This window comes from Coprothermobacter sp., from assembly GCA_013824685.1.
In the GTDB taxonomy this organism is placed as follows: domain Bacteria; phylum Caldisericota; class Caldisericia; order Cryosericales; family Cryosericaceae; genus Cryosericum.
The window spans coordinates 65,874-88,892 of record PNOG01000012.1 but is presented as its reverse complement, the minus strand read 5'-3'; the positions used below and the strand labels follow the sequence as shown (position 1 = coordinate 88,892).

The window sequence follows — 23,019 nt, the reverse complement described above, 5'->3', positions numbered from 1 at the left end:
CTAGAAAGCTGCCTGGGTGATCCAGAGCAAGAGCAGAATGCCGGAAACCAGAGCTATGACGGCATAGGTCTCGACCAGAGCAGGAATGAGGATGGCCTGGCCAAAACTGCTGGGCTGACGCGCAGTGAGGCTCTCCGCGGCGGCGGCGGCCTGTCCCTGAGCAATGGCGGACAACCACTCGACAGAGCCGACACCGATCCCGACCGCCATCATCGCAAGACCTTTCGCGTTGGAGATGATCGCTCCCTTGTTGAGAACTCCAGATAGTACAATCATCATGATTCCATAGACGAAAGCATAGAATCCCTGCGTGCCCGGAAGAGCCATCATGACAAACATCTTGCCAAAAAGCTCCGGCTTCTCGGAGAGTATTCCTGCCGCCTGAGACCCACTGATACGAATTCCCATGGCAGAGCCAAGGCTACCGAGACTGATGACAAAAGCTGCTCCCATGAATATCCAGAGTGAACTCAGCGATGTCATCGGCGTGTTCGAGAGTTTGAAGGCGAACGCCGCCCCGACAGCACTGAGCGCCGTTACGAGACCTCCGACAAGAATTGACCACAACGCTTCAATACCCATGATGTACCTCCTATTTTTCCCGAACAGTCGATGTGTCGACAATCTTGACAACTTCCGACCAGAACCCAAAACGATGGAACCGAGGTGCTCCGCCCTCGTAGAACCGTCCAAAGAACTCGAGCAGAATGAGACGAGCAGAATGGATGAACGCACCCATTGTACCCATGAAGTAGTTCAGCAAGTGTCCAAACAAGAGCACCACACCACCCAGAAGCACGCCAACGACAGGGATCTTCACGAGAGATCCAATCATGTTGAAGGCCGACCCGAGCATCGAGGTGGTGAGTCCCAACGCAAGCAGGCGCGAGTACGAGAGGACATCGCCCAGAAACGAACCGGCGCCATAGGAACTCTGGATACCGTAGAGGTTCACGAGACCCATCAACACCTTGCCCACGCCTTTGCCCTGGCGTGCTCCCCCAAGAAAGAGAAGCACAGCTCCTGTCGCCAAGGCGATGAGGTATCCGTACCTGAATCCAATACCCCACTTGGTCCCTATGAACAACAGCGCTGAGATGGCTGGGAGAAACAGCAGCCAGCCGACACAATCATAGACAATGGAAGCATAGTCCCTTCTCCGCACCGCCTTGTAGATAGCCAGGCCGACTGCATAGAACTGGTTCAACGCGCCGATGATCCAGACGATTACGAGGAACTGGAACGCGGCCTGAAGAGGGTCAATGATCCGAAGGGAGGTGGCGAACCTCGCGATTGCGTTTCCCTTCCCAAGGTACGTCTCCGAGATAAGGTCTCCTCCCCAGCTCCCGGTCAGCGCACCCCCCACCATTGCTGCAACCCCGCCATAGAGGAACACCATCATGAAGTTGTGGACACCCGTTGACTGCTTGTACTTGCGCATAAAGTAAAGGCAGATCCCTATCTGAATAGCCCCGTACAGAACATCCCCCAGACAGAGGCCATAGAAGAGAAAAAACGGAATGGCCAGAAAGACTGTCGGGTCGAACGTCGAGTAGGCTGGATAGCCAAACATGTTGATCAGGATCTCCACGGGCTTGAGCCATTTGCTGTTGGTGATGGATACTGGAGTGCTGTCTCCCCCGGTGGGATCCCCCGTCATGCAGACAATGCCGCCGAAACCTGCGCACAGCTTCTGCAGAGAATCCACGTCAACCTCTCGAACATACCCGGTGACCACGCTGCAGCGCTCTGTCCGCGTAACATCGTGCGAAGCCTCCAGACGTGTCCGTTCATTCAGGAGATACTCGCGATACACAACGATCTCCTGTTTACGGGCGAGGAAGGAGGAAACCTCGAGCTGGAGTGCGGCGATCTTCTCTCGAACCGCACGATGCTCTTCCGTCATACGGTCGACCAGAGACGCCACGGTGCCGCTGGCACACGACAAGTCCTGCTCGACGAAACCCTCCGACGCCAGCACCGCGCGAACGTCATCCGTCTGAGTATGCAGGCATGCAACGACCACGTTGCTCATGTTCTTCGTCTCAGACACCGTATCAACTGCAACGGCAGTGCCATGGTCCAACAAGCGCTTGAAGGATCGCGCCAGGTCCAACGATGATATGGTACCTGCAATGAGCGCAATCCGTTGCCAACGAGAAACCTCACCGAAATCCACCGGCAGTGATGCCCACGGCAGCATCGTCGCCTTGTCCTGCTGAAGCTGGTCAACGCGATGACGCTGTTCCGCCAGTTGGACCTTCAGCGCAAGCACACTGCGCATCATGTCTGTATAGCCATTGCTTGAAGCCATCGAAGCGGTCTTGTTCATGTCAGTGACACTGACATACACTTCGTCTGGGAAGAAACTCAGAACGAGTCCCTTGGTCACGGGGTTTACTTCGGCGAAGAACGAGAGCGTCGCGCTGGCAAGCTCCAATTCCTCGGCGATATGGCTCAACGACTGTTCCCTCTCCGGACGACAAACATCCAGCGAAAACGCGGCAGCTGCACCGATTTGAGAATCATTCGATGGGGTATACGAAGTCAGGTGTACCATTCCCGCGCCGTACAGGCAAGACAGAACCTCGTCTTCCCTGTTGTGCGGAAAAGCAAGAGCGAACTCTTGTACTCTGTCGATCGCCATGCTAGCGAGCGGTGAGTCTTGACAGCAGCAGATCCAGGGCAACGCGTCTACGATCATGCGCCCGGAGCTCGAGGCTCTCAAGCTGCTGTTTGAGATCGAGGCAAAACTGATCCTCGGCAAGTTTCATGTGCTGGTTCGTTTCCTGGTCGATTGGGTCAAGTCGCCGTTGCAGCATCAACTCCGCAGAAGCCCTGACCATAGCGAGAGCAGACTCCGAGTCGCGCCGGATAGTCTGAACTCTCTCGCGCGCAGCCTTGATGATGCCATCCGCCTCGACCTCAGCCTGCTGCAAGCTCTGGATGAACTCCTCGATCATATTCGTACCCCTCCGGTTTGGATAATTGCTGGTCGGGATGGTGGGATTCGAACCCACGACCTCTTAGTCCCGAACCAAGCGCTCTACCAAGCTGAGCCACATCCCGACAAATAGTGGTCGGGGCGACAAGATTCGAACTTGTGACCCCCAGCACCCCATGCTGGTGCGCTAGCCAAACTACGCCACGCCCCGACTATTTGTTCTCAACCAGCTTCTTCAGCTTTCCGCTCATCCGAAAGATCACAACACGCTTCTCCGGCACGTTCACCGCTTCACGCGTTTTCGGGTTCACACCCGAGTGAGCCTTTCTCACGGACACACAGAAAACCCCAAAACCGGTCAGGGTAACCTTACGACCTGCCCGCAACTCCTTGCTGGAAGTGTTCAAAGCCTGGTGCAGCACGTTTTCCACAACTGCTCTGGAACAACCTGTCTTCGCTGCAACCGCTACCACAAGATCCGACTTTGTCACCTGACCACCTTTTCCAACTCGTTTGCTGGAACTCGCTTTTCGTTTCCCGGCTCACCAGACGCTGGAGACCAACCAGAGGCGTGACGCTTCCGGCGACGATCCCGTGCAGCAGATGGACGACAGGCAAGTCAATGTTACTCAGTTCAGCGATTTTTGCAAGAGCCTCGAGGGTTGGGAGTCCCTCAATGACAGTACGCTGGCTGGTTTGTACCTCAGAAGCAGATGTCCCCCTGCCAGTAGCTTCACGCGCCATGCGGTTGCCGTCAAGGCACCCGGATTGGCTACTGCAGTCCCTCAGGTGCCCGCACCTGCAACACAGACATGGGTTATGCGTCCACCTCCACGCGAACGTCGGGACAGATTTGCCTCAGCCCTGCCATGACTCCATCGATTGCTGCCTGGGGGCAAGACGTACCGCTTGCGACTCCCACGACGTCATCGCAGTTCAGCCCCGCCTCGAGCAATACGGCCGCGTCCCGAATAAGATATGTCCTCGGACAAGCAGAGACTGCTGCCACCACCAGTCTTCTGGTATTGGCACTGGAACTGTCTCCCAGGACCAGCATGACCGTGCAACGCCGTGCCAGAGCGACAGCTCCGTCCTGCCTTCGTAATACCTCCGGACATAGCGTCATTTTTTCGGCAACCTCGATTCCTCTCCGTCGAAACCATTCCAGGACCTGCTGTCTGAACTCGCGAGACTGTGTCGTCTGGTAGACGACCCCCACACGGGAGACTGATATCTCGAGAGTCTCCAGGTCCTGCTCTGAAGCCACGACGCTGAGCAACTGACTGCCGGCAGCCTCCATGAGATAGCGGGTCTCTCGATGTTCCTTGTCACCGACGACCACCACAGGAACGCCGGCATCCGCAAACCGGCTTGCAGCGTCGCGGGCCTGGTTCACGATGGGGCAGGTCAGATCCCGCACGGCTCGCGCGCTGGCAATCCTTCCAAGGCGTTCAGGCAATGTGGAGCCGTGAGCCGGAAGCAGAATCGTCGCAGTGCTCAGCTCCTGTTCGCTCAGCAGTTCCACAGATCGCAGCCCCATTAAGCCAAGCCGGTCCATCTCGCCGACATTGTGAAGGAGGGTGTCTGTTGCCGCCACCGTCGCTTCCGAACGCAAAGCCGTCTCAGCCGCGCCAATCGCTCGCCGAATGCCCGAACAGTAGCCAAGGTCGTGTGCCAGTACAACACGCATGTCAGGCGTGCCCCTGTTCCTGAAGTGTCCGAATGCGACCCATGATGTCCATACTGATCGCCGTCAGGTCTTCTTTGCGACTCTCGCGCTCCGGGGGGAGGTGATACGTGACTGGCTGACCTATGCGCACGGTAATGCGGCCGACTCTGGGGACTCTCCTCTGCCTCGGCCAGCACTCGTATGACCCGATGATGGCCATAGGGACCACCGGTGCTCCCGACTTCACTGCCAGAAAAGCCGCCCCGTTGTGAGGGTTCTGCAGACATCCGTCTGGTGACCGCGTTCCCTCAGGATAGATCATACACAGGTCGCCGTGGTCCATGATTGCCAGCACCGCCTGGAGGGCATCCTTGTCGGCCAGAGACTCCCTGTCGATGCGTACGGCACCCAGATGGCGTATGAATGGCCCCAGCAGCGGGTGCTGGTAGGTCTCCTTGCGTGACAGACAGTAGACCTTGCGCGGCACCGCGAAGGCGGCAAGCATGGGATCCAGATAGCTGCAGTGGTTGCCGCAGATGAGTCCTGGTCCGTGCCTCGGCACATTCTCAAGCCCGATGACGCGGAGGTTGAAGAAGGTACTGAACCAGAGCCGGCCGGCCGGGACAACCAGTTCATACAGCATGCTCAAGCCTCCTGTGGTACTCGGAAAGGATTGCCTGCACGACTCCATCGGAGCCATCAGCAGAGTTGTCCAGCTTGACGTGCTCCTCTGTGCATCGAAGAGGCGAGTCTTCTCGGGACGAGTCTATCGCATCACGCTCCCTGATGTTGGCCAGCACGGCGCCGTAGTCGACCGAGATGCCCTGACGCTCCAGCTGGGCGACTCGCCGTCTGGCGCGAACATCCGGGTCCGCAGTAATGAACACCTTCAGAAAAGCTATAGGGAGAACGGTCGTTCCTATGTCCCTGCCAACCATGACAACATCCTGGAGCAAGGCGATGCTTCGCAGCTCCCTGTTCACAGCAGCCCGCACCTGGGGCACCGCACTGACAGGCGACACGAGGCTGTCTACCGTCGGGTCGTGGAGGGGCACCTGAAGAACGTGCCCGTCAAACAGAACTGTCCCCCCGGGCTCGTAGCTTATGCTACGCTCGAGAATACGCAACAGGCGATCGCTCCGCGGGCAGCGGTCAGACGGAAACTGCTCGACATAGGCCGCGGTATACACTCTGTACAACAGCCCGGAGTCGACCAGCATCAGACCGAGCTCGTTGGCCACCCGGAGACCCACCGACGTCTTGCCCGATCCAGAGGGTCCGTCGATGGCAATGTCACGTCTCACGAACCCTCTCCCACAAGCGCCCCAGCGATATCAGCAGAAGAGATGCTGCCCTCGCGGAGCATGGACCATGACCCCACTGTCAATCTGACAACCGTCGACGGATGGCCTTCGGGACGCTGTCGGCTGTCCAGGACCAGATCCGCTCGCTCCAGCAACCCGGCGGCCCCGGGCGCGTCCAGACTCTCAATGACACTCTCACCGCTCTCATTCAGACTTGTCTGTGCCATCAGGACGCCTGAGGCAAGCAAGCGAAGGAGTCCAGTATGGCGGGGCACCCTGAAACCGATGCTGGATGCTTCTGGATGGGGCAGGGGCTGTGTGTGGAGACCACTCCCTGCAACATCGACGACGATGGTAAGCGCCCCAGGCCAGAATACGCTGGCAAGACGCTCGGCCATCACACGTACCGCAGGCTCGACCCACGGCAGGATACGAGCGATATCGGGTACAAAAACGGGCAACGGCTTGGCAGCATCGCGATGCTTTGCTGCGAACACTCTGGTAACCGAAGACGCGCACGCCGCGCTGCAGCCGATGCCATAGACGGTGTCCGTCGGGAATACTACGACGGCTCCCGAAGCAATACGTTCGGACAGCCGGCGGAAATCGGCGTCTGAACACGTGTCCAGCAGGACACTCTCAGGAAGAGATATCTACCGCCTCCGAAAATAGGACCGGTCGAGCTTGGGCTCTTCCCCAGTCCTCAAGCGACGGATGTTCGCAGCATGCCGAACAATGCCGAGCGCAGCAAGCAGTGCGTAGATCAGGACAAGTTTCGGCGGCTGTCTCAGAAGAAGCGCTGCAACCGGAAGAGTGGCGAACACAGCCACTGATGCGAGAGAAACAGTATTGCGGAGCGCCATGACTGCGACCCAGATACCCAACTCCACGAGAGCGACGGGCCAGCTCAGAACAACCACGACGCCGAATGTCGTGGCAACACCCTTACCTCCCTTGAACCCGGCAAGAACGGAGAAATCATGACCCAGGACCACCGCAACGGCCGCCACAAGCAGTGTTTCTCGCGACATGGCCGGAAAGAATCTTGTCAGCACGAGCAGCAGGAGTACTGCCTTCAGAAAGTCGCCGGCAAAAGCGAACGCGGCAGGAACAGGGCCTGCGGTGCGCAACACGTTTGTAGCTCCCATGTTCCTGCTGCCTACCTTCGTGATGTCCACACCCTTGATCATTTTGGCGAAGATGTAGCTGAACGGCAGAGAGCCGACGAGGTATGCAACGGCAATGACCGCAAGATCACGCAAGATATAGTTGAACGTGTTCATTCTGCTCGATGTGCCTCCGCGTACCGCGGCAGCCCTCTGAGGTCAGGCAACCAGCGTCCGCCCTGCAGTCCATACCGCCTGAACAGGTTCAATATACCCTGTTCCAGTCCATCGTCAATCTCCAGCAGCAACAGGCCACCGGGCCGTAACCAGTCACGAGCCTGTGCAATGATCCGTTTGTAGAAGACCATACCTGACGTGCCGCCATAAAGTGCCCGGACTGGTTCAACAGGCGAGGACGCGTGCGCCGGCGACAGACGCTGCTCACGCACATAGGGAGGATTGCTGACAATGACATCGGCATGGCTGCGGTAATCGCCGAGGACAAGACCCCACGATGCCAGCACGTTGCCCTGGACGAACCTGACCCGATCCGACAGACCCGCGTCCAGGGCGGATTCGCGGGAACACGATATAGAGATGGGGTCGAGCTCCAATCCCACAACCGCTACCTGTGGCAGCTTGGCGGCCAGCGCCAGAGCGATGGCTCCCGAACCGGAGCAAAGGTCCAGTGCGATGGCGCCGGCCCGACCCCCCTCAACGATGAAGTCCGTGGCCATCTCCACCAGATGTTCGGTCTCCGGGCGAGGCACAAGAACACCCTCCCGTACTCGTACGACGATATCACAGAAAGCGGCATAGCCGGTGAGGTACTCCGCAGGGTATCCATCGGCCAGTTGTTGGGCGGCATGCTCCGCAAACACCTGCATGCCAGCCTCAACAGGCAGGTCCAGCCGGATGAGCAGATCTGAACGGCTCCATCCTCTGCCCGCCGCAACAACGTACTGCAGTTCACCGCGCTTCTTCGGTGAGAGCAGCGCGCGCTGCTCAGCATGCGCAAGTACTTGTCGCAGACTCAATCGTCGTTGTCCCGCAGAATGGGCGTCTCAAGAGTCCTCTCCCGGGAAGCCCGATGAAGAGCGTCGACTACTGGATCGAGGTTTCCCTCCATGATGAGAGGCAGGTTGTACAGGGACAGGCCAATCCGATGGTCAGTCAGACGACCTTGAGGAAAGTTGTAGGTACGGATACGCATATTGCGCATGCCACTGCCGATCTGAGCTCTGCGCTCATTGATCATCTCACTGTCGGCCTTCTCCTTCATGAGCTCATAGACGCGGGATCGCAGCACCTTGAGAGCCTTCTCCTTATTCTTCAGCTGGGACCTCTCATCCTGACATGACGCAGTGATGCCTGTTGGAATGTGCGTCATGCGGACAGCCGTCTCTACCTTCTGAACGTTCTGCCCTCCATGTCCAGACGCATGAAACAGTTCAAGCTTGATGTCGGCGTCGTCAATGTGCACGTCGACATCTTCAGCTTCAGGCAGCACCGCTACGGTGGCAGTGGAAGTGTGAATGCGTCCAGAAGCCTCTGTCTCGGGAACGCGCTGGACGCGGTGGACGCCGCTCTCGAACTTGAAGAGCTTGTAGCTTCCTACGCCAAGCACCGAGAAGACGACTTCTTTGAACCCTCCGATCTCGGTTGGATGGCTCGAGATGACCTCGATCTTGAGGCCATGTTGTCCTGCAAAGTACGAGTACAGGCGAAACAGATCGGCGGCAAACAGGGCCGCTTCGTCGCCACCGACGCCTCCCCGGATCTCGACGATGATATTCTTGTCGTCATCTGGATCTTTGGGAATACGTTCTTCCTCGATCTGAGCGTGAACAGCTTCCAGTTCCTGCCGAAGTCGGAGCTTGTCTTCCTCGATCACGGCGGCGAACTCGGAATCCGTTCCCTCTGCGAGAAGCGCATCGTTATCAGCAAGCTGAGTCCTCAGAGACTCTTCGCGAGTGAGAAGCCCGAACAGAGAGTCCATCGTGCGCCGCTCCAGAGTGAGTTTCTGGATTTCCTTCTGATCGACATCGTAGCGCAGGTTGGCAACTCGCTCGTCGATCTCATGGATTCTGCGTGCCAGCTGTTCTGTCTCTAGACTCATCGGCTCTCTTTGTGCTTCAAATGAGGCGCTCCTCTTCCAGTACACGCTCTGGCCGACCTGGAACCACGTGGTGCTCACGACAGCGTGCTTCATAACTCTCGGCTGCCCCGACCATCACCACCGGGTCGTCGTATCGCGCTGGACGTCCATTGACGATGCGCTGAGTACGCGTCGCCGGTCTGCCACATACCATGCATACGGCCGTCAGCTTCGTCACTTCTTCCGCAAGCGAAAGAAGCTCAGGCATGGGTCCGAACGGCTCACCACGAAAGTCCTGGTCAAGCCCAGCGAGGATGACGCGAACGCCCTTGCCCGCAAGATACTCAGAAACCTCGATAATCCCGGGATCGAAGAACTGCACCTCATCGATGCCAACGACTTCCACCTGCTTCTCCTCGACAATCCTGAGCACGTCAGATGGAGATGCCACGACAGCCGATTCAAGGCGAATACCCGAATGGCTCGTAATTGTCTCAAGCCCATAGCGGTCATCAAGAGACGACTTGAGGGCGATGACCTTCTGCTTCGCAATCTGAGCCCTCTTGAGGCGTCGAATGAGCTCCTCGGATTTCCCCGAGAACATGCAGCCGGCAACGACCTCGATCCTGCCGGAACAACTATCCATGATGCCTAGCGTCCAGCGCTGTCCTGCGCTACGATGTTGGCGAGGAATTCCCGATTGTTGGCAGTTCTCTGAAGCATGGCGATGAGCTTTTCCAGACTCTCCGTCGGATCCTCGTTGCCGATAAACTGTCTGAGAGCCCAGATCTTGCGATACTCCTCGGGCGTGTACAGCAGTTCTTCGCGCCTAGTGCCGGACTTCCGGACGTCGATCGCGGGGAAAATGCGACGCTCAGCCAGCTCGCGGTCCAGAACGAGTTCCATGTTGCCCGTACCCTTGAATTCTTCGTAGATGACCTGGTCCAGGCGGCTGCCCGTCTCGATGAGCGCTGTTGCAATGATCGTGAGACTGCCGCCCTCGACCATGTTCCGCGCAGCTCCGATAACTCTCTTGGGGCCACGGATTGCCGTTGGATCGAGACCACCAGACAGGGTCTTCCCAGAAGAGGAACTGATGAGATTATAGGCGCGCGTGAGCCGGGTGATGCCATCCATAAGGATGACGACATCCTTCTTGACCTCGACGAGGCGCTTAGCGCGCTCCAGGGCCAGCTCGACGACTCGAATATGGTTCTCGGGAGGCTGGTCGAACGTTGAACTGATCACCTCGCTTCGAATCGACTGCTTCATGTCGGTGACTTCCTCGGGTCGCTCATCGATAAGGAGCACCATCAGCGTGACCTCGGGGTGATTGTACTCGATGCTCTGTGCAATGTTCTTGAGAATGGTCGTCTTCCCGGCCTTCGGTGGAGACACGATCAGGCCACGCTGACCCTTGCCGATGGGAGCAACGAGCTCAAGGAGGCGCAATGCCATGGTGCAATTAGGCGTTTCCAGCTTGAGGTGCTTGTTGGGAAAAATCGGTGTCAGCGACTCAAATTGCGGCCGAGCGACCACGTACCCTTCGATGCCAATGCCATTGATGCTGCGGATGCGCATCAGTGAGGAGTACTTCTCCTTGTCCCCACGCGGCAGGCGGACGACACCCTCCAACCAGTCGCCGGTCCGAAGACCGAACCGCCGGATCATGGGGGGCGAGATATAGACGTCCGACGAGGAAGGGAAGTAGTTGGAACGCATGAACCCATATCCCTCCGCGAGGATTTCGCACAGGCCCGAGGCAGTGAACTCTTCTCCGCCAGCCCGTGGAACCTCTCCGCCGCGGTGCTCAGACGAACTCGAGATGACGGCCCCGGAAACAACGTGCGCCGGTACGCGTTCCTGTTCGATGTCGAGGTGCTCAGTCACTACCTCAGGCTTGTCATGGTTGTCATAGGGCCCCATGGAACTCATGGAAGGCCCCTCCTGATCGTTAGCATCCCTACCCCCAAGTTTCAACAGTTCCTCGATGAGTTCCGGCTTCTTGAGCCGTGTGTAGTTCCGAACGTGCAGTACTTTTGCAATCTCGTACAGTTCCCGGGACGTCTTCTCCAACAGCTCTTGTTCAGTGAAGTTCATGATCCTCTGCCTTCTTTCGCCAATTGGTGTCACGCAATAGCCAGCAAGCGCCCGATAGAATCCTTGAACGAGCCCAACACAGCAACACGCGCCTGACACTGCTGAACTGTCACGCGCGTCTCATCCTTGAAGACAGGATCTCGTAGATATGCGAGATTGACGTAAACGTTGGCAATGGCTCCGGCATAGGCAGCCTCGAGCATTGCGGCGCCGACATACAGGTCGGATGCAATGTCCTTTGGCGCATCACAAAACGTCGCAACGAGAAGCTCGGCAAAATCGCAGACTCGTACCGCCAGCGCAAGAGGCACTCTCGTTGAACCCTTGAGTGCATCCTGCATGGCCGCTCGTCGCGAAAGCTTCTCATCATCAGTCGTCTTGGGGAGTTTCACGGCAGTCATGTATCCCTCAAATGCCGCGCTGTCCTGGTCCATCATCGCAGTAAACTCCGCCCGCGATGCTTCGCAGCCCTCGACAAATGGTGCCAGACGGCCCTTTTCCGCCTCGTCACGCGCGCCCACAACGTTGGCGACCATTTCGACCAAAGCCGCGCCCATCGCCGCGGCAAGCCCGGCAGCAGTACCTCCACCGGGAGTTGGATTGCGCGATGAGAGTTCGGTCAGAAATCCATCTAAGGATTGACTCTTAAACATCTCGACCTCGTGGTTGACGATTGGAGTGTATCGACTGGTTCACATAGATAATACTTGCTCGCTTGGAAAATGCAAGGCGGCCGTCGTGAGGTGAGCCTTGTGCTGACAACTGTAGTATAATCAATTTTACGCAGTTCAATTGGAGGTCGTCATGATTGTCAAGGCAGTCCAAGACGTCGAGGAGATTCCTGTCACTGAAGCCGGAGCCCGTGGCACGACAATACGCTGGATGCTCAACAGCTCGGACGGAGTCCCTACATTTGCCATGCGGTACTTCGTCGTTAAGCCGGGTGGATCAACGCCCCGGCACGCGCACGCTTGGGAACATGAGGTTTTCGTCATCAAGGGAGCCTGCACTGCTTTCTACGAAGGTGAGACTCGTCATGTCGGCCCAGACCACGCTATCTATATCGAACCCGAGGCGATTCACAGTTTCGCCAACGAAGGCACCGAAGACCTTGTCTTCCTGTGCATGATACCAATACAATAGCCAATGGACCTTGCTCTGGCAGGAAAGACGATTGCCATTGCAGGCAGCACGGCCGGCATCGGTTCCGCACTCACGGCCTCGCTTGACCGGGAGCATGCCCGCCTCCTGCTTGTGGGAGGGCGCTCCGAACGTCTGAGTGCCCTTGCTGACACGTTGTCTCCTGGTGTGCTGATCGGCATCGTTCCCGGAGACCTGCGCAGGGAATCGGAGCGCAATCAGTGTACAGATGCCCTGCTCGGGTCCGCGGAGCTTAACGGCTTTGTATTCCTGCCGGCCGAACTGCGAACCGATTCCTTCGCTGAAGCTCGCTCCTGCGAATTCCGGGAAACATTCGATGTCAACGTCTTTGCTGCCTTCGAGTTTGCGCAGGCTGCGCTGTCCAGGGCCTCCTCCTTAGCAAGCTTCGTCTTCGTATCCTCGATCGACGCCCATAGACATCCCCGTCACACGCCCTCAGCAAGTTATGACAGTTCAAAACGTGCACTGGAGAGCATCTCCGAGTCCATAGCGGTCGAGGCCGGCTCTCGGGGAATACGCTCGAACTGTATCATCCCAGGCCTGATCCGGACTCCCATGACGGAGGACTTCTTCGGACAGGAGTTCGAGGCCGAGCGTCTCCAGTTTCTTGACACAGTCCCGCTTGGCAGACCGGGCAATCCTGAAGATGTCGCGAACCTCATTACGTTCCTTCTGTCTCCGGTCGCCGGATACGTGAACGGGACATCCATCCCTGTCGACGGTGGATTCCTGTGTCAGGGGCTCTAGAGAACGGAAAAAGGGGCGCTCGCGCGCCCCGTGCTCTCATCTTCAGGTAGAACGGCCCTATTTGCGCCTTCGCGCAGCAATGGACTTCTGCTTGCGTTTCTCGCCCGGCGCCATGAAAAAGCGACGTTTCTTGAGTTCGCCGAAGAGGCCATCACGGATACAGTCCTGCTTGTAGCGCCTCAGCATGTTCTCCAGCTGAGCGTCTTCGCCTTGAGGTTCGGACCTGTCTTTGTTCCGATCACGATAGTTTCCCATCATTCACCCCTCCTTTCGTCAAACCGTTGCCAAAGGGGTTGATAAACAACCAATCAACTATACCGGAATTGCGTCTTCAGTCAACCAGCTTCTCTGTGATGTCTTCTGAGGCTGACCGCAGCAACTGGGCACTCTTGATGATCTCTCGGACGAAAACCGCAACAGGAACTGCGAGCAGCAGCCCAAAGAACCCCGCAAGCGTGCCACCTGCAAGAAGGAGCAGGATGATGAATCCCGGATTGAGCCCCGTCTTCTCAGATATGAGTCGTGGGGCGAGAATCTGACTCGTCACAGCCTCGATGATGCTGAAGATGATGATCCAGGCGATGAGCTTCCCGGGACCCGTCACTGCAGCAAAGAAGGCCCCCAGCAGCGCAACCACAAATGGACCTCCATACGGAATGAATTCGCCGAAGAAGTCCACAACGCCGATCGTCAGGGCATAGTTGATCCCGAAGAGCCCACTGACGCCGCCCATCAACAGCGCAGTGACCAGCGCAATGAGGGCAAGCGCCTCAATGTACCTCCTAGTGCTCGCAGCAACCTGCGCAAGCGCGACCTCTGCACGGTCCTTCTGCGTGCGAATGAACGGCAGAGAGAGAGACATCTCGTAGTAGTCATGAGAACCTCTCATGAAGAAGTACATGAGCACGAAAAATGGGAGAAGCGCGCTCAAACCCAGTAGTTTCTTGGACGATGCCGTGACGATGTTCTGTCCGAACTGGATCGCAGCCTTCTGGACCGCGTCGAGAACACCCGCAATAGTGTCCTTGGCGGCCCCCAGCTGATAGCGGTCCAGCCATGCAGAGAATCTGGAGAAGTATCCCTGAACCGTCTTTGCGTAATCAGGAAGAGATGCCACGAGCAACTTCGTTTCGCGCACAAGAGGAGGAATCGTGACCGCCACCAATCCGACGAATGCGGCCACGATTCCCAGAACAACAATAGCACTGGTGATGCCCATGGGAAGATGGGTCTTCCGATTGAGCCAGTGCGCAATTGGCAAGAAGAGAAACGCCGCGAATGCCGCGGCGATTCCCAGAAACACAATGCTACGAAGAGTCCACAGGAGCCAGACGGCCCACGTAGCCACAGCGATGCTCAGTACCGACAGAAGGACGACACGCAGAGCACTAGCTTCCTTACTGCTCAGCCTCATCTGTAACCTCCGTTGGGGCGACCTCCTTGATAATTGCTTCCGCAGCGATAACACCGCTACCCTTGGACTTGAGCCGGATCACTTTCACGCCCGAAGAGACCCTTCCAAGCAAGGGAAGAGTCTCGGCAGGAGTACGAATCGTCTGGCCGGTACTCGTGGACACGACGACGTCCTGGTCGACGGTTCCCGTCGTAAATGCCGCCAGCGGACCAGTCTTCTCGGTGACGCGATAGCAGATGACACCGCCCGATCCTCGGCCAACCAGGCGAACCTCGTACGGGTTCAGCCGCTTGCCGTGACCATGCTCCGTAATGAGCGTAAACGGTACGTCGGGACGAAGGACCTCCATGCCGACCACAAACCTGCCCCCGCGTGAAAGACGCATCCCGCGCACACCACCGGCAGCTGCGCCCATGGCACGCACGGACGTCGACCGGATGCGAACAGCGCGGCCCGAATCGGACGCGATGAGGACCTCGTCGGTGTCCTTGACTGGTCTCACCGAGACCACAGAGTCCCCTTCAGCAAGCCTGATGAACGTCTTCCCCGTGCTCCGTATAGTGACGAATTGCGACGTGACCATCTTCTTGATGCGCCCACGACGCGTCACAATGATGAAGGAGACGCCCTCCTGTACGGCGGGCAGTGCCGTCGCTTCAGTGACGAGTTCGTCCGCTCCCATACCGAGGAGAAGCGATAGATTCTCGCCTCCACCCTGCCGCTTCTCTTCCGGAAGGCGGTATGCTGGAATGGAGTACACGCGTCCTTTGTTGGTGAAGAGCAGCATACGTTGCTTCGTGCGGACGGTGAAATACTTGCTGATATAGTCGTCCCGCTTCAGATTCATGCTGGCGACACCGAGCCCACCGCGACCCTGAACCTTGAACGTTGAACTCGGGATGATCTTCGCATAGCCGTTCTTGGAGATGACGACCATGACTTCCTTGTCTTCGATGAACTGCTCGTCATCGTCCTCTCCGCGGCCGTCGTCCTTCAGGATCTGCGTACGGCGCGGGTTTCCATACTTGCGGACGACTTCTGCGAGTTCGTCTCGTATGTAGACACGGATCCTGTTGGGATCTGCCAGCATCGCGGAGAGCCTGTCGATCTCTACCTTGTTATCTTCGACCTCTTTCGTCAGCTTCTCGACCTCAAGCGAGACGAGAGACCGCATGCGCATCTCAAGGATCGCCTCGACTTGCCGCTCGTTGAGTCCAAAGGTCTCAATGAGACGAGCCGACGCCTCGTCCATGGACGAAGATGCGGTCAGGATGTCCGTCACTCGCTTGATGTTTCGGATGGCAATGACAAGACCATTGAGAACGTTCAGGCGCTCCTCGTGCTTGCGGAGTTCCAGAGAGAACCTCTTGCGAAGCGTCGCCTCACGGAAGTCCAGGAATGTAGCCAGAACATCGCGCAGGGGGAGGGTGCGTGGCACGCCGTACAGGATTCCCAGCATGCTGACGTGAAAGTGCTGTTGGAACTGCGTGTGTTTGCGCAGCAGCAACTCAACTCGCTCAGGTACCGCGTCCTTCTTCAGGTCGAGCACGACCCGTATGCCCTCGCGACTGGATTCGTCTCGCAGGTCAGACAGTTGGGTCAGGCGCTTGTCCTTCATCAGATCAGCGACCTTCTGGACGAACTCCGCCTTGTTCACCTCAAACGGCAACTCGGTAATGACGAATCGTGTCTTGTTGCCATCCTTCTCGATGGTGTACTTCCCTCTCGTGACAACGTTGCCCCGGCCGTTGGCGATGTACTCGTCGATACCGTCCGCGCCGACCACCAGACCGCCGCCCGGAAAGTCGGGACCCTTGACAAACGACCGGATCTGGGCAGGGTCTTCAGGTCCATTGCTGATCCGGCAGTCCAGCATGTACTTCAGGGCGTCGATCAGCTCGCCGAGGTTGTGAGGGGGAATGTTGGTGGCCATGCCCACTGCGATTCCGCTGGAACCGTTGAGCAGAAGTTGCGGTACCTTGGCCGGCAGGATGCTCGGTTCCTCCAGGCTGTTGTCGAAGTTCGGCGTGAACTCGACGATCTCCTTGTCCAGCTCATCCATCATGAGCGCAGAGACAGGGGCCAGCCGCACCTCAGTGTAACGCATCGCTGCAGCAGAATCGCCGTCGATGGATCCAAAGTTGCCATGGCCATCGATCAAAGGATACCTGAGCGAGAACTCCTGCGCCATACGGACCAGCGAATCGTAAATAGCAATGTCACCGTGAGGATGGTACTTGCCCAGGACGTCGCCAACGATACGGGCGCTCTTCTTGTAGGGTTTGTTCCAGAAACATCCCAGCTCATACATGGCGAAGAGGATACGGCGATGCACGGGTTTCAAACCATCGCGGAAATCCGGCAGTGCTCGGCCGATGATGACGCTCATGGAGTACTCGAGGTAAGATTTCTTCATCTCCTCCTCGACGTAGACGTTGAATACTCTATCGTTTTCTGGCATCAGTGTCCCTCACTCCGTCAAATGTCCAAGTTGTAGACTTCACGCGCATGATCAATGATAAACTTGCGACGAGGCTCTACCTTCTCGCCCATGAGCAGCGTGAAGATGCGTTCGGCCTCCTCGGCTTCCTCTAATGTGACACGTCCCATGAGACGAGTTTCTGGGTCCATCGTCGTTGACCACAGCTGCTCAGCGTTCATCTCTCCCAGTCCTTTGTACCGCTGGACATCAGGCTTTCCCTTCATTTGCGACAGCAGTGTCCGGAGCTCGTCGTCGGAAAACGCATAGCGCATCGTCTTGCCATCGAGGACACCAAAAAGTGGAGGCTGAGCAAAGTAGATATTCTGGTTGACTACGAGCGGGCGCATGTAGCGGTAGAAGAACGTGAGCAGCAGCGTCCGGATATGCGCTCCATCAACATCGGCATCCGTCATGATGACAATCTTGTGATACCGCAGCTTCTCGAGCTTGATATCGTCCATGACCCCCGTGCCGATGGAAGTGATGAGAGCCTTGATCTCCTCATTCTCGAGGGCTCGCTGGATACCGACCTTCTCTACGTTGAGAATCTTGCCCCTCAGGGGCAAAATCGCCTGAGTACGCCGGTTCCGGCCCTGCTTGGCGCTGCCGCCTGCGGAGTCACCCTCGACAATGTAGAGCTCTGATTCAGCCGGGTCCTGGGACGAGCAGTCTGCGAGTTTGCCCGGCAGGCGCCCACCATCCAGCTCGGTCTTGCGGCGAACAAGGTCACGGGCCTTGCGGGCCGCTTCACGGGCAAGCTTCGCACTGACAGCCTTGTTGGCCATTGCCTTGAACTCATCGATGTGCTTGTCGAGGTACAGCTCCACCTCTTCCTCGACCGCGGCCTCCATGGGCCCCTTGAGGTCAGCATTTCCGAGCCGCGTCTTGGTCTGACCCTCAAACTGCGGATCAGGGATGCGGAGGTTGATAATGACCACCAGACCTTCACGAATGTCCTCGCCGCCGAGGCTGTCCTCAGGCTTCATCAACTTTATCTGCCGCGCCTTCGCGTTGAACAGGCGCGTGTAGGCATTCTTAAAGGCCAGTTCATGGACGCCGCCGTCCACCGTATTGATATTGTTGACGTAGGAGATCATCTGATCGTTGTAGCCGGTGTTGTACTGGAAGGCAACCTCGAGAAAGAAACCTTCGGTGTCTCGCATGAAATGCACGGGATCCGGCGGTACGACCTCACTGCCTTCGTTCATATATCGCACGAACTCGATGAGCCCCTTGTCATACTTGAAGACCTGAACCTCTTCCGTTGCGTGGTCGACGAAATCGATTTCCAGCCCGGAGTTGAGGAAAGCCAATTCACGCAGACGCTTGCCGATGCGCTCGGGATCGAAAATATACTCACCAAAAATCTCTTCGTCTGGAGTGAAGCTCACGTACGTGCCCGAAACGCCAGCGGAAATACCTTCCTCCTTGACACGGAGGTGGTACATGGGCTTGCCACGACTGAACTCTTCCTGGTACACCTTTCCCCACTGTGTCACCTCGACGTAGAGACGGTTCGAGAGGGCATTGACGACAGAGACACCGACCCCATGCAAACCACCGGAAACGTGGTAGCTCTTCTTGTCGAACTTGCCACCCGCATTGAGACGTGTCAAAGCCACCTCGACACCCGATATGCCTAGGACGGGATGCATGTCGGTCGGTATGCCGCGGCCGTTGTCGTGCACGTCGACGGTCTTGTGGTCTGCGCTGAGCCCAACGTCAATCTTGGTGCAGAAGCCAGCCATGGACTCGTCGATGGCATTATCCACGACTTCCTGCACCAGATGATGCAGACCCCGTGAGTCGGTCGACCCTATATACATTGAAGGTCTGGTTCGAACATGTTCCAGGCCTTCAAGTACTTTGATGTCTCTTGCGGTGTACTGGGAATCCTGCATGCGCAATCCTCCTGTTTTCTGACTATTACATGGTATCATGGAACAGAGGAAATGCAATGCAGAAACGAGGGTTCAGACCCATTCCGCACTCACCTATGTCAAGTACATTTCTGTCAGATGCTCGCTGGACACTAGGAAAGCCGGTCAAACGCCTCCCAGACAGCTTTTGCGACCTTCCGCGACTCTCGTTCCAAGCCCTCTTTGTCCACGCCCAGGACCCGGTGTCCCTTGACAGCAACACTTCCGTTGACAACGACGGTGTCGACCAGATCTGCCGACATGCCAAAGAACATGTGGCCAAAGGCATTCTCCAAGGTCAGCGGGGTAGGACTCGCGTAGTCGACAAGCATGAAGTCTGCAGCCGCCCCTTCTTCCAGCCGACCCACCGTGCACCCCGTACAACGCGACACGATGTCGGCATTCGTCTCGATCTGAGCTTTCTGTACCTGAGTCCAGAAACCGGCCGGATCCTCGTATCGGTGCCTGAGCCCCACAAGGGTATTCCGGAACTCCTCGAACATGTTCGCCACATAGCCATCTGTCCCGATGCCGACCTGAATGCCAGCTTCCAGCATCTCCCGAACAGCCGGAAGACCGACTGCATTGTTCATGTTGGACATGGTGTTCACGACGATGGGCGTCCCGGACTTCGCAAGCAATTCCCGCTCTGACGCGTCGATGCCGACACAGTGTACGGCGATCGACCGTGGACCGAGCAGTCCTGCATCGTCCAGACGGGCCACGATGCGTTTGCCGTACTTTTCGACACTGTCCGCCTCGTCAATGGCGCCCTCAGCTACGTGAACGTGATACCCAACGCTGCGCGACCCGACTTTCTCGCGCAGGGCGGTGAGGGTGGCGTCCGAGACCGTGAACGAGGCATGCAGGCCGACCATGGCCGAAACCAGTCCTCCCCTCCCCTGAGCCTCGTCGAAGAAACGAATGTTTTCCTCGATACCTGCGACTGCCCCCTGCACTCCGTTACGGTCGGTGATCTCATAGGAAAGCACGTGCCGCAAACCGATCTTGTTCAACGCATCGGACAGCGTCGCCAGGCTTCCAGTGATGTAGCTGGGTGAAGCATGATGGTCGACGATTGTCGTCGTTCCACAGCGCAGAGAGTCCATCCCGCTGAATGTTGCGCTCATCCAGCAGGCATCCTTGAGCAGGGAACGGTCAAGGCGCCACCAGAGGTCCTGGAGCACATCGAGGAAGCCATGGGATACACGCCCTGTACCGATGCCTCGCGCGTACATCGAGTACAGGTGCATATGCGTGTTGAGCAGTCCCGGGAGCAACGTCATGCCGGCGGCATCGATCTCCTGCCTTCCGGCAACCGGCCGGGCAACATCCACTGGAACGTCCCCCGCGGCCAGACCGGAAATGACGCCGTCCCGCGCCAGCAGCCATCCCCGGTCGACGACGAAACCCCTCGTCGCCGGGTAGACGATGCGAGCGTTCCTGACGAGGAGTTCTGCCATTCCCCGCCTCTACTTCTTGTTGACGAAGTCCACGCCGGCCTGCAACGCCCTCTTGTTGACCTCGATGAGAGCAGCCTTTTTGCCCGTCAGAAATACTGACAGAGCCCCATGGACAGATGCCATGCTGATGGGGTTGACCTTGCCGAGATAGGCGCCCAGCAGGACCATATTGGTGAATTTCGAGTTGCCTAGTTCCGTCGCGATGTCCGTCGCAGGAATGTACACCACGTCCAGGTCCGCCCGGGAAGACTTCCTGTCAATCAGGGTTGCGTCCGTGACGAGCAATCCTCCCTTCGCGATGACAGGCTCGAACTTGTCGAATGACTGCCGATTGAAGACGATCGCTGCCTGTGGCTCAGTCAGCAGTGGAGAGGCAATCGGCTCGTCCGCGACCACCACGGCGCAGTTGGCTGTTCCGCCACGTTGCTCTGGGCCGTACGAGGGCAACCAGGTGACTTCTTTGCCTTCGTCCATGCCTGCGTGTGCCAGCAGTTCACCAATGAGCATGACGCCCTGACCACCAAATCCTGCGATGACGACGTTGTACTCCATCACAGTACCCCCAGGGCGACCTTGAACTCACCAAGTGGGAAGTAGGGCATGACTTCTTTACGAACGCGTTCCATTGACTCAACAGGCGTCAGCTTCCAGTTGGTCGGACAGGTCGACAGACACTCGACGAGCGAAAATCCAATACCACGCACCTGAGCATTGAATGCCTTGCGCATGGCACTCTTCGCCTTGCGAATGTTGGCTGGCGAGTCCAGAGAGACGCGCGCGATGTAGGCTGGTCCATCAAGCTGGGCGAGCATCTCGGCTACACGGATAGGGAAGCCGTTGGTCTGTGACGTACGGCCAAGAGGACTCGTCGTGGTCTTCTGTCCAAGGAGCGTCGTTGGCGCCATCTGGCCACCGGTCATACCGTAGTTCCCGTTGTTGATGAAGATGACCGTAATGGGCCAGCCGCGTGCCGCAGCATGGACGATCTCCGCCATACCGATGCTCGCAATATCGCCGTCTCCCTGGTATGCAAACACGAAGTTGTCCGGATTCGTGACCTTGATGCCGGTAGCCATGGCTGGAGCACGGCCATGCGCCGCCTCGACACTGTCAAAAGCGAAGTACTCATATCCAAGAACCGAACAACCAACCGGCCAGACGCCAATGGTCTTGTCCAGGAGTCCCATCTCATCCACCAATTCGGCGATAAGCCGATGGGCAACTCCGTGCGTACAACCCGGACAGTAGTGCGTTACCTTGTCTGCCCACGATCTAGGGCGTTCGTAGATGACCTTCATCTGTTCAGCCATGGCACTACCGTCCTTTCCCGAACTGCTCTTCGAATGCCGCGAGTATTTCCTGAGGTCCCGGTACGACTCCGCCGCCCCGCCCATACCAGCCCAGTGGCATCTTGTCGCACAATGCTAGCCGGACGTCCTCAAACAGCTGCCTGTACGCAAGTTCGACCGTCAGAGTCCCCTTCAGTTTGCCAACGTATGTCTGGATCTGCTTCGCAGGAAACGGCCAGACCGTTATCGGACGCAGCAACCCGAGCTTGACCCCCTTGGCACGTGCAATCCGCACCGTCGTTTTCGCAATGCGCGCCATCGTCCCATACGCGATGATGGCGTAGTCGGCATCGTCCATCTGGTACTCCTCGATGCGACTTTCGGTCCGCTCGACCTGCGCATACTTTGCCTGGAGTTTCAGATTCCACTGCTCCAGTCCGGCAGCATCCAGCGTCAAGCTGGTAATCACGTTTGCATGGTCACGCCCATGTCGCCCGACCGTTGCCCATTCCGGCGTCTTCAGCGTCGAAACATCGATCCTGGTCTTGAACTCGACGGGTTCCATCATCTGTGCGATGAGACCATCAACAATGATCATGACCACCATGCGGTACTTGTCTGCCAGTTCGAACGCATCGACCAGTAGGTCCACGCCTTCCTGGATCGATGAGGGAGCAAGGACAATGCGCCTGTAGTCCCCGTTGCCACCGCCCTTGACCGCCTGGAAGTAGTCCGCCTGAGCGGGGGCAATGTTGCCAAGACCAGGCCCGCCACGCATGGCGTTCATGATGACACACGGGACATTGGAACCGCTGATGTAGGAAATGCCTTCCTGCATCAGGGAGATGCCCGGGCTGGAAGACGACGTCATAACCCGGACCCCTGCGCAGGCAGCACCATACACCATGTTGATAGAAGCAACCTCGCTTTCAGCTTGCACAAATCTGCCACCAACCTCCGGAAGACGGCGGCTCATGTACTCGGGCGTCTCATTCTGTGGCGTAATAGGGTAGCCAAAGTAGTAGCGACATCCTGCCTGGATAGCACCTTCCGCAAGGGCTTCCGCCCCCTTCATGAGAACCTTGTCGCTCATACCTTCACCTCCCTGTGCAGTTCAATGGCAACATCAGGGCATACAAGCGCGCACGAACCGCAACTCGTGCACTTTTCCTGAGCCGTGCACTGCGCAGGTCTGAAACCGCGAGTGTTCAACCGGTCACTTATGATCAGGATCTTGACAGGGCAAACGCTGACGCACAGACCACAACTCTTGCACCGCTGTTCGTCGATAGAGACTCTTTCCAAGGATGACCTCCACATTGC

General features: G+C 57.5%; 25 protein-coding genes and 2 tRNA genes. 2 read left to right on the top strand and 25 right to left on the bottom strand.

What is annotated here, in order from left to right:
• The 16 genes from C0398_04650 to C0398_04575 all read right to left on the bottom strand — a co-directional run bounded on the left by C0398_04650 (position 1) and on the right by C0398_04575 (position 11,874).
• Entirely contained in the window at positions 1-582 is a 582-nt protein-coding gene (locus C0398_04650; protein MBA4365279.1) for a permease, read from the bottom strand.
• A gap of 10 nt (positions 583-592) precedes the next feature.
• A complete protein-coding gene (locus tag C0398_04645; protein ID MBA4365278.1) occupies positions 593-2,647 on the bottom strand; it encodes a hypothetical protein in 2,055 nt (684 codons plus the stop codon).
• Position 2,648: 1 nt separating this feature from the next.
• The gene (locus C0398_04640) at positions 2,649-2,963 is read right to left on the bottom strand and encodes a hypothetical protein (GenBank protein MBA4365277.1); all 315 of its coding nucleotides are present in this window, start codon (positions 2,961-2,963) and stop codon (positions 2,649-2,651) included.
• Positions 2,964-2,992: 29 nt separating this feature from the next.
• Positions 2,993-3,069: transfer RNA gene (locus tag C0398_04635), tRNA-Pro, on the bottom strand.
• 8 nt (positions 3,070-3,077) lie between these two features.
• Positions 3,078-3,155 (bottom strand) — tRNA-Pro (locus tag C0398_04630).
• A gap of 1 nt (position 3,156) precedes the next feature.
• A complete protein-coding gene (locus tag C0398_04625) occupies positions 3,157-3,435 on the bottom strand; it encodes a DNA-binding protein (protein ID MBA4365276.1) in 279 nt (92 codons plus the stop codon).
• Between the two features lie 326 nt (positions 3,436-3,761).
• A complete protein-coding gene (locus C0398_04620; GenBank protein MBA4365275.1) occupies positions 3,762-4,634 on the bottom strand; it encodes a hypothetical protein in 873 nt (290 codons plus the stop codon).
• 1 nt (position 4,635) lies between these two features.
• Positions 4,636-5,313: a 1-acyl-sn-glycerol-3-phosphate acyltransferase gene (locus C0398_04615; GenBank protein ID MBA4365274.1), complete on the bottom strand. Its 678-nt coding sequence runs from the start codon at positions 5,311-5,313 to the stop codon at positions 4,636-4,638.
• A complete protein-coding gene (gene cmk, locus C0398_04610) occupies positions 5,246-5,917 on the bottom strand; it encodes a (d)CMP kinase (protein MBA4365273.1) in 672 nt (223 codons plus the stop codon). Before cmk ends, C0398_04615 begins: the two co-directional genes overlap by 68 nt.
• Complete coding sequence (locus C0398_04605) at positions 5,914-6,570, bottom strand: hypothetical protein (GenBank protein MBA4365272.1); 657 nt, start codon at positions 6,568-6,570, stop codon at positions 5,914-5,916. The genes cmk and C0398_04605 overlap by 4 nt, the downstream gene beginning before the upstream one ends.
• Positions 6,571-7,200 carry an acyl-phosphate glycerol 3-phosphate acyltransferase gene (plsY, locus tag C0398_04600; GenBank protein ID MBA4365271.1) on the bottom strand — a complete coding sequence of 210 codons (630 nt, stop codon included), beginning with the start codon at positions 7,198-7,200 and terminating at the stop codon, positions 6,571-6,573. It abuts the gene before it with no gap.
• The gene (locus C0398_04595) at positions 7,197-8,060 is read right to left on the bottom strand and encodes a hypothetical protein (protein MBA4365270.1); all 864 of its coding nucleotides are present in this window, start codon (positions 8,058-8,060) and stop codon (positions 7,197-7,199) included. The genes plsY and C0398_04595 overlap by 4 nt, the downstream gene beginning before the upstream one ends.
• Positions 8,057-9,142: a peptide chain release factor 1 gene (locus C0398_04590; protein ID MBA4365269.1), complete on the bottom strand. Its 1,086-nt coding sequence runs from the start codon at positions 9,140-9,142 to the stop codon at positions 8,057-8,059. Before C0398_04590 ends, C0398_04595 begins: the two co-directional genes overlap by 4 nt.
• A gap of 16 nt (positions 9,143-9,158) precedes the next feature.
• Complete coding sequence (locus C0398_04585) at positions 9,159-9,767, bottom strand: thymidine kinase (GenBank protein MBA4365268.1); 609 nt, start codon at positions 9,765-9,767, stop codon at positions 9,159-9,161.
• A 5-nt stretch (positions 9,768-9,772) separates the two neighbouring features.
• Positions 9,773-11,221 carry a transcription termination factor Rho gene (locus C0398_04580; protein ID MBA4365267.1) on the bottom strand — a complete coding sequence of 483 codons (1,449 nt, stop codon included), beginning with the start codon at positions 11,219-11,221 and terminating at the stop codon, positions 9,773-9,775.
• 29 nt (positions 11,222-11,250) lie between these two features.
• On the bottom strand, positions 11,251-11,874 hold the full coding sequence (locus C0398_04575; protein ID MBA4365266.1) for a methenyltetrahydrofolate cyclohydrolase: 624 nt from the start codon (positions 11,872-11,874) through the stop codon (positions 11,251-11,253).
• A gap of 151 nt (positions 11,875-12,025) precedes the next feature.
• On the opposite strand from C0398_04575, the gene C0398_04570 reads away from it, so the two are divergent.
• Together C0398_04570 and C0398_04565 are read left to right on the top strand one after the other, a co-directional pair.
• Positions 12,026-12,364 carry a hypothetical protein gene (locus C0398_04570; protein MBA4365265.1) on the top strand — a complete coding sequence of 113 codons (339 nt, stop codon included), beginning with the start codon at positions 12,026-12,028 and terminating at the stop codon, positions 12,362-12,364.
• Positions 12,365-12,367: 3 nt separating this feature from the next.
• Complete coding sequence (locus C0398_04565) at positions 12,368-13,129, top strand: hypothetical protein (GenBank protein ID MBA4365264.1); 762 nt, start codon at positions 12,368-12,370, stop codon at positions 13,127-13,129.
• 57 nt (positions 13,130-13,186) lie between these two features.
• On the opposite strand, the gene rpsU is transcribed toward C0398_04565, so the two are convergent.
• The 9 genes from rpsU to C0398_04520 all read right to left on the bottom strand — a co-directional run bounded on the left by rpsU (position 13,187) and on the right by C0398_04520 (position 23,016).
• Positions 13,187-13,384 carry a 30S ribosomal protein S21 gene (gene rpsU, locus C0398_04560; GenBank protein ID MBA4365263.1) on the bottom strand — a complete coding sequence of 66 codons (198 nt, stop codon included), beginning with the start codon at positions 13,382-13,384 and terminating at the stop codon, positions 13,187-13,189.
• Positions 13,385-13,460: 76 nt separating this feature from the next.
• Positions 13,461-14,543: a hypothetical protein gene (locus C0398_04555; GenBank protein ID MBA4365262.1), complete on the bottom strand. Its 1,083-nt coding sequence runs from the start codon at positions 14,541-14,543 to the stop codon at positions 13,461-13,463.
• Positions 14,527-17,004, bottom strand: a complete 2,478-nt coding sequence (locus tag C0398_04550; protein MBA4365261.1) for a DNA gyrase subunit A — start codon at positions 17,002-17,004, stop codon at positions 14,527-14,529. Before C0398_04550 ends, C0398_04555 begins: the two co-directional genes overlap by 17 nt.
• Before the next feature lie 17 nt (positions 17,005-17,021).
• Positions 17,022-18,926, bottom strand: a complete 1,905-nt coding sequence (locus tag C0398_04545) for a DNA topoisomerase IV subunit B (GenBank protein ID MBA4365260.1) — start codon at positions 18,924-18,926, stop codon at positions 17,022-17,024.
• Positions 18,927-19,057: 131 nt separating this feature from the next.
• Complete coding sequence (locus tag C0398_04540) at positions 19,058-20,407, bottom strand: chlorohydrolase (protein ID MBA4365259.1); 1,350 nt, start codon at positions 20,405-20,407, stop codon at positions 19,058-19,060.
• A gap of 9 nt (positions 20,408-20,416) precedes the next feature.
• A complete protein-coding gene (locus C0398_04535) occupies positions 20,417-20,959 on the bottom strand; it encodes a 2-oxoacid:ferredoxin oxidoreductase subunit gamma (protein MBA4365258.1) in 543 nt (180 codons plus the stop codon).
• Positions 20,959-21,705 (bottom strand): 2-oxoglutarate oxidoreductase, encoded by a 747-nt coding sequence (locus tag C0398_04530; protein ID MBA4365257.1) that lies wholly within the window; start codon positions 21,703-21,705, stop codon positions 20,959-20,961. The genes C0398_04535 and C0398_04530 overlap by 1 nt, the downstream gene beginning before the upstream one ends.
• A gap of 16 nt (positions 21,706-21,721) precedes the next feature.
• Positions 21,722-22,789: a 3-methyl-2-oxobutanoate dehydrogenase subunit VorB gene (locus C0398_04525; GenBank protein ID MBA4365256.1), complete on the bottom strand. Its 1,068-nt coding sequence runs from the start codon at positions 22,787-22,789 to the stop codon at positions 21,722-21,724.
• Positions 22,786-23,016, bottom strand: coding sequence for a hypothetical protein (locus C0398_04520; protein MBA4365255.1), 231 nt, complete (start codon positions 23,014-23,016; stop codon positions 22,786-22,788). Before C0398_04520 ends, C0398_04525 begins: the two co-directional genes overlap by 4 nt.
• Positions 23,017-23,019 lie beyond the last annotated feature (3 nt).

What these genes read in the sequence shown, in the direction of transcription:
- C0398_04640 (MBA4365277.1), bottom strand. Translation starts at nt 2,963, where the DNA reads ATGATCGAGGAGTTCATCCAGAGCTTGCAGCAGGCTGAGGTCGAGGCG.
- C0398_04590 (MBA4365269.1), bottom strand. Translation starts at nt 9,142, where the DNA reads ATGAGTCTAGAGACAGAACAGCTGGCACGCAGAATCCATGAGATCGAC.
- C0398_04525 (MBA4365256.1), bottom strand. Translation starts at nt 22,789, where the DNA reads ATGAGCGACAAGGTTCTCATGAAGGGGGCGGAAGCCCTTGCGGAAGGT.
- C0398_04650 (MBA4365279.1), bottom strand. Translation starts at nt 582, where the DNA reads ATGGGTATTGAAGCGTTGTGGTCAATTCTTGTCGGAGGTCTCGTAACG.
- C0398_04535 (MBA4365258.1), bottom strand. Translation starts at nt 20,959, where the DNA reads ATGGAGTACAACGTCGTCATCGCAGGATTTGGTGGTCAGGGCGTCATG.
- C0398_04620 (MBA4365275.1), bottom strand. Translation starts at nt 4,634, where the DNA reads ATGCGTGTTGTACTGGCACACGACCTTGGCTACTGTTCGGGCATTCGG.
- C0398_04545 (MBA4365260.1), bottom strand. Translation starts at nt 18,926, where the DNA reads ATGCAGGATTCCCAGTACACCGCAAGAGACATCAAAGTACTTGAAGGC.
- C0398_04540 (MBA4365259.1), bottom strand. Translation starts at nt 20,407, where the DNA reads ATGGCAGAACTCCTCGTCAGGAACGCTCGCATCGTCTACCCGGCGACG.
- C0398_04555 (MBA4365262.1), bottom strand. Translation starts at nt 14,543, where the DNA reads ATGAGGCTGAGCAGTAAGGAAGCTAGTGCTCTGCGTGTCGTCCTTCTG.
- C0398_04580 (MBA4365267.1), bottom strand. Translation starts at nt 11,221, where the DNA reads ATGAACTTCACTGAACAAGAGCTGTTGGAGAAGACGTCCCGGGAACTG.
- C0398_04645 (MBA4365278.1), bottom strand. Translation starts at nt 2,647, where the DNA reads ATGGCGATCGACAGAGTACAAGAGTTCGCTCTTGCTTTTCCGCACAAC.
- C0398_04550 (MBA4365261.1), bottom strand. Translation starts at nt 17,004, where the DNA reads ATGCCAGAAAACGATAGAGTATTCAACGTCTACGTCGAGGAGGAGATG.
- plsY (MBA4365271.1), bottom strand. Translation starts at nt 7,200, where the DNA reads ATGAACACGTTCAACTATATCTTGCGTGATCTTGCGGTCATTGCCGTT.
- C0398_04575 (MBA4365266.1), bottom strand. Translation starts at nt 11,874, where the DNA reads ATGTTTAAGAGTCAATCCTTAGATGGATTTCTGACCGAACTCTCATCG.
- C0398_04520 (MBA4365255.1), bottom strand. Translation starts at nt 23,016, where the DNA reads ATGTGGAGGTCATCCTTGGAAAGAGTCTCTATCGACGAACAGCGGTGC.
- C0398_04530 (MBA4365257.1), bottom strand. Translation starts at nt 21,705, where the DNA reads ATGAAGGTCATCTACGAACGCCCTAGATCGTGGGCAGACAAGGTAACG.
- C0398_04615 (MBA4365274.1), bottom strand. Translation starts at nt 5,313, where the DNA reads ATGGCTCCGATGGAGTCGTGCAGGCAATCCTTTCCGAGTACCACAGGA.
- C0398_04565 (MBA4365264.1), top strand. Translation starts at nt 12,368, where the DNA reads ATGGACCTTGCTCTGGCAGGAAAGACGATTGCCATTGCAGGCAGCACG.
- C0398_04585 (MBA4365268.1), bottom strand. Translation starts at nt 9,767, where the DNA reads ATGGATAGTTGTTCCGGCAGGATCGAGGTCGTTGCCGGCTGCATGTTC.
- rpsU (MBA4365263.1), bottom strand. Translation starts at nt 13,384, where the DNA reads ATGGGAAACTATCGTGATCGGAACAAAGACAGGTCCGAACCTCAAGGC.
- C0398_04570 (MBA4365265.1), top strand. Translation starts at nt 12,026, where the DNA reads ATGATTGTCAAGGCAGTCCAAGACGTCGAGGAGATTCCTGTCACTGAA.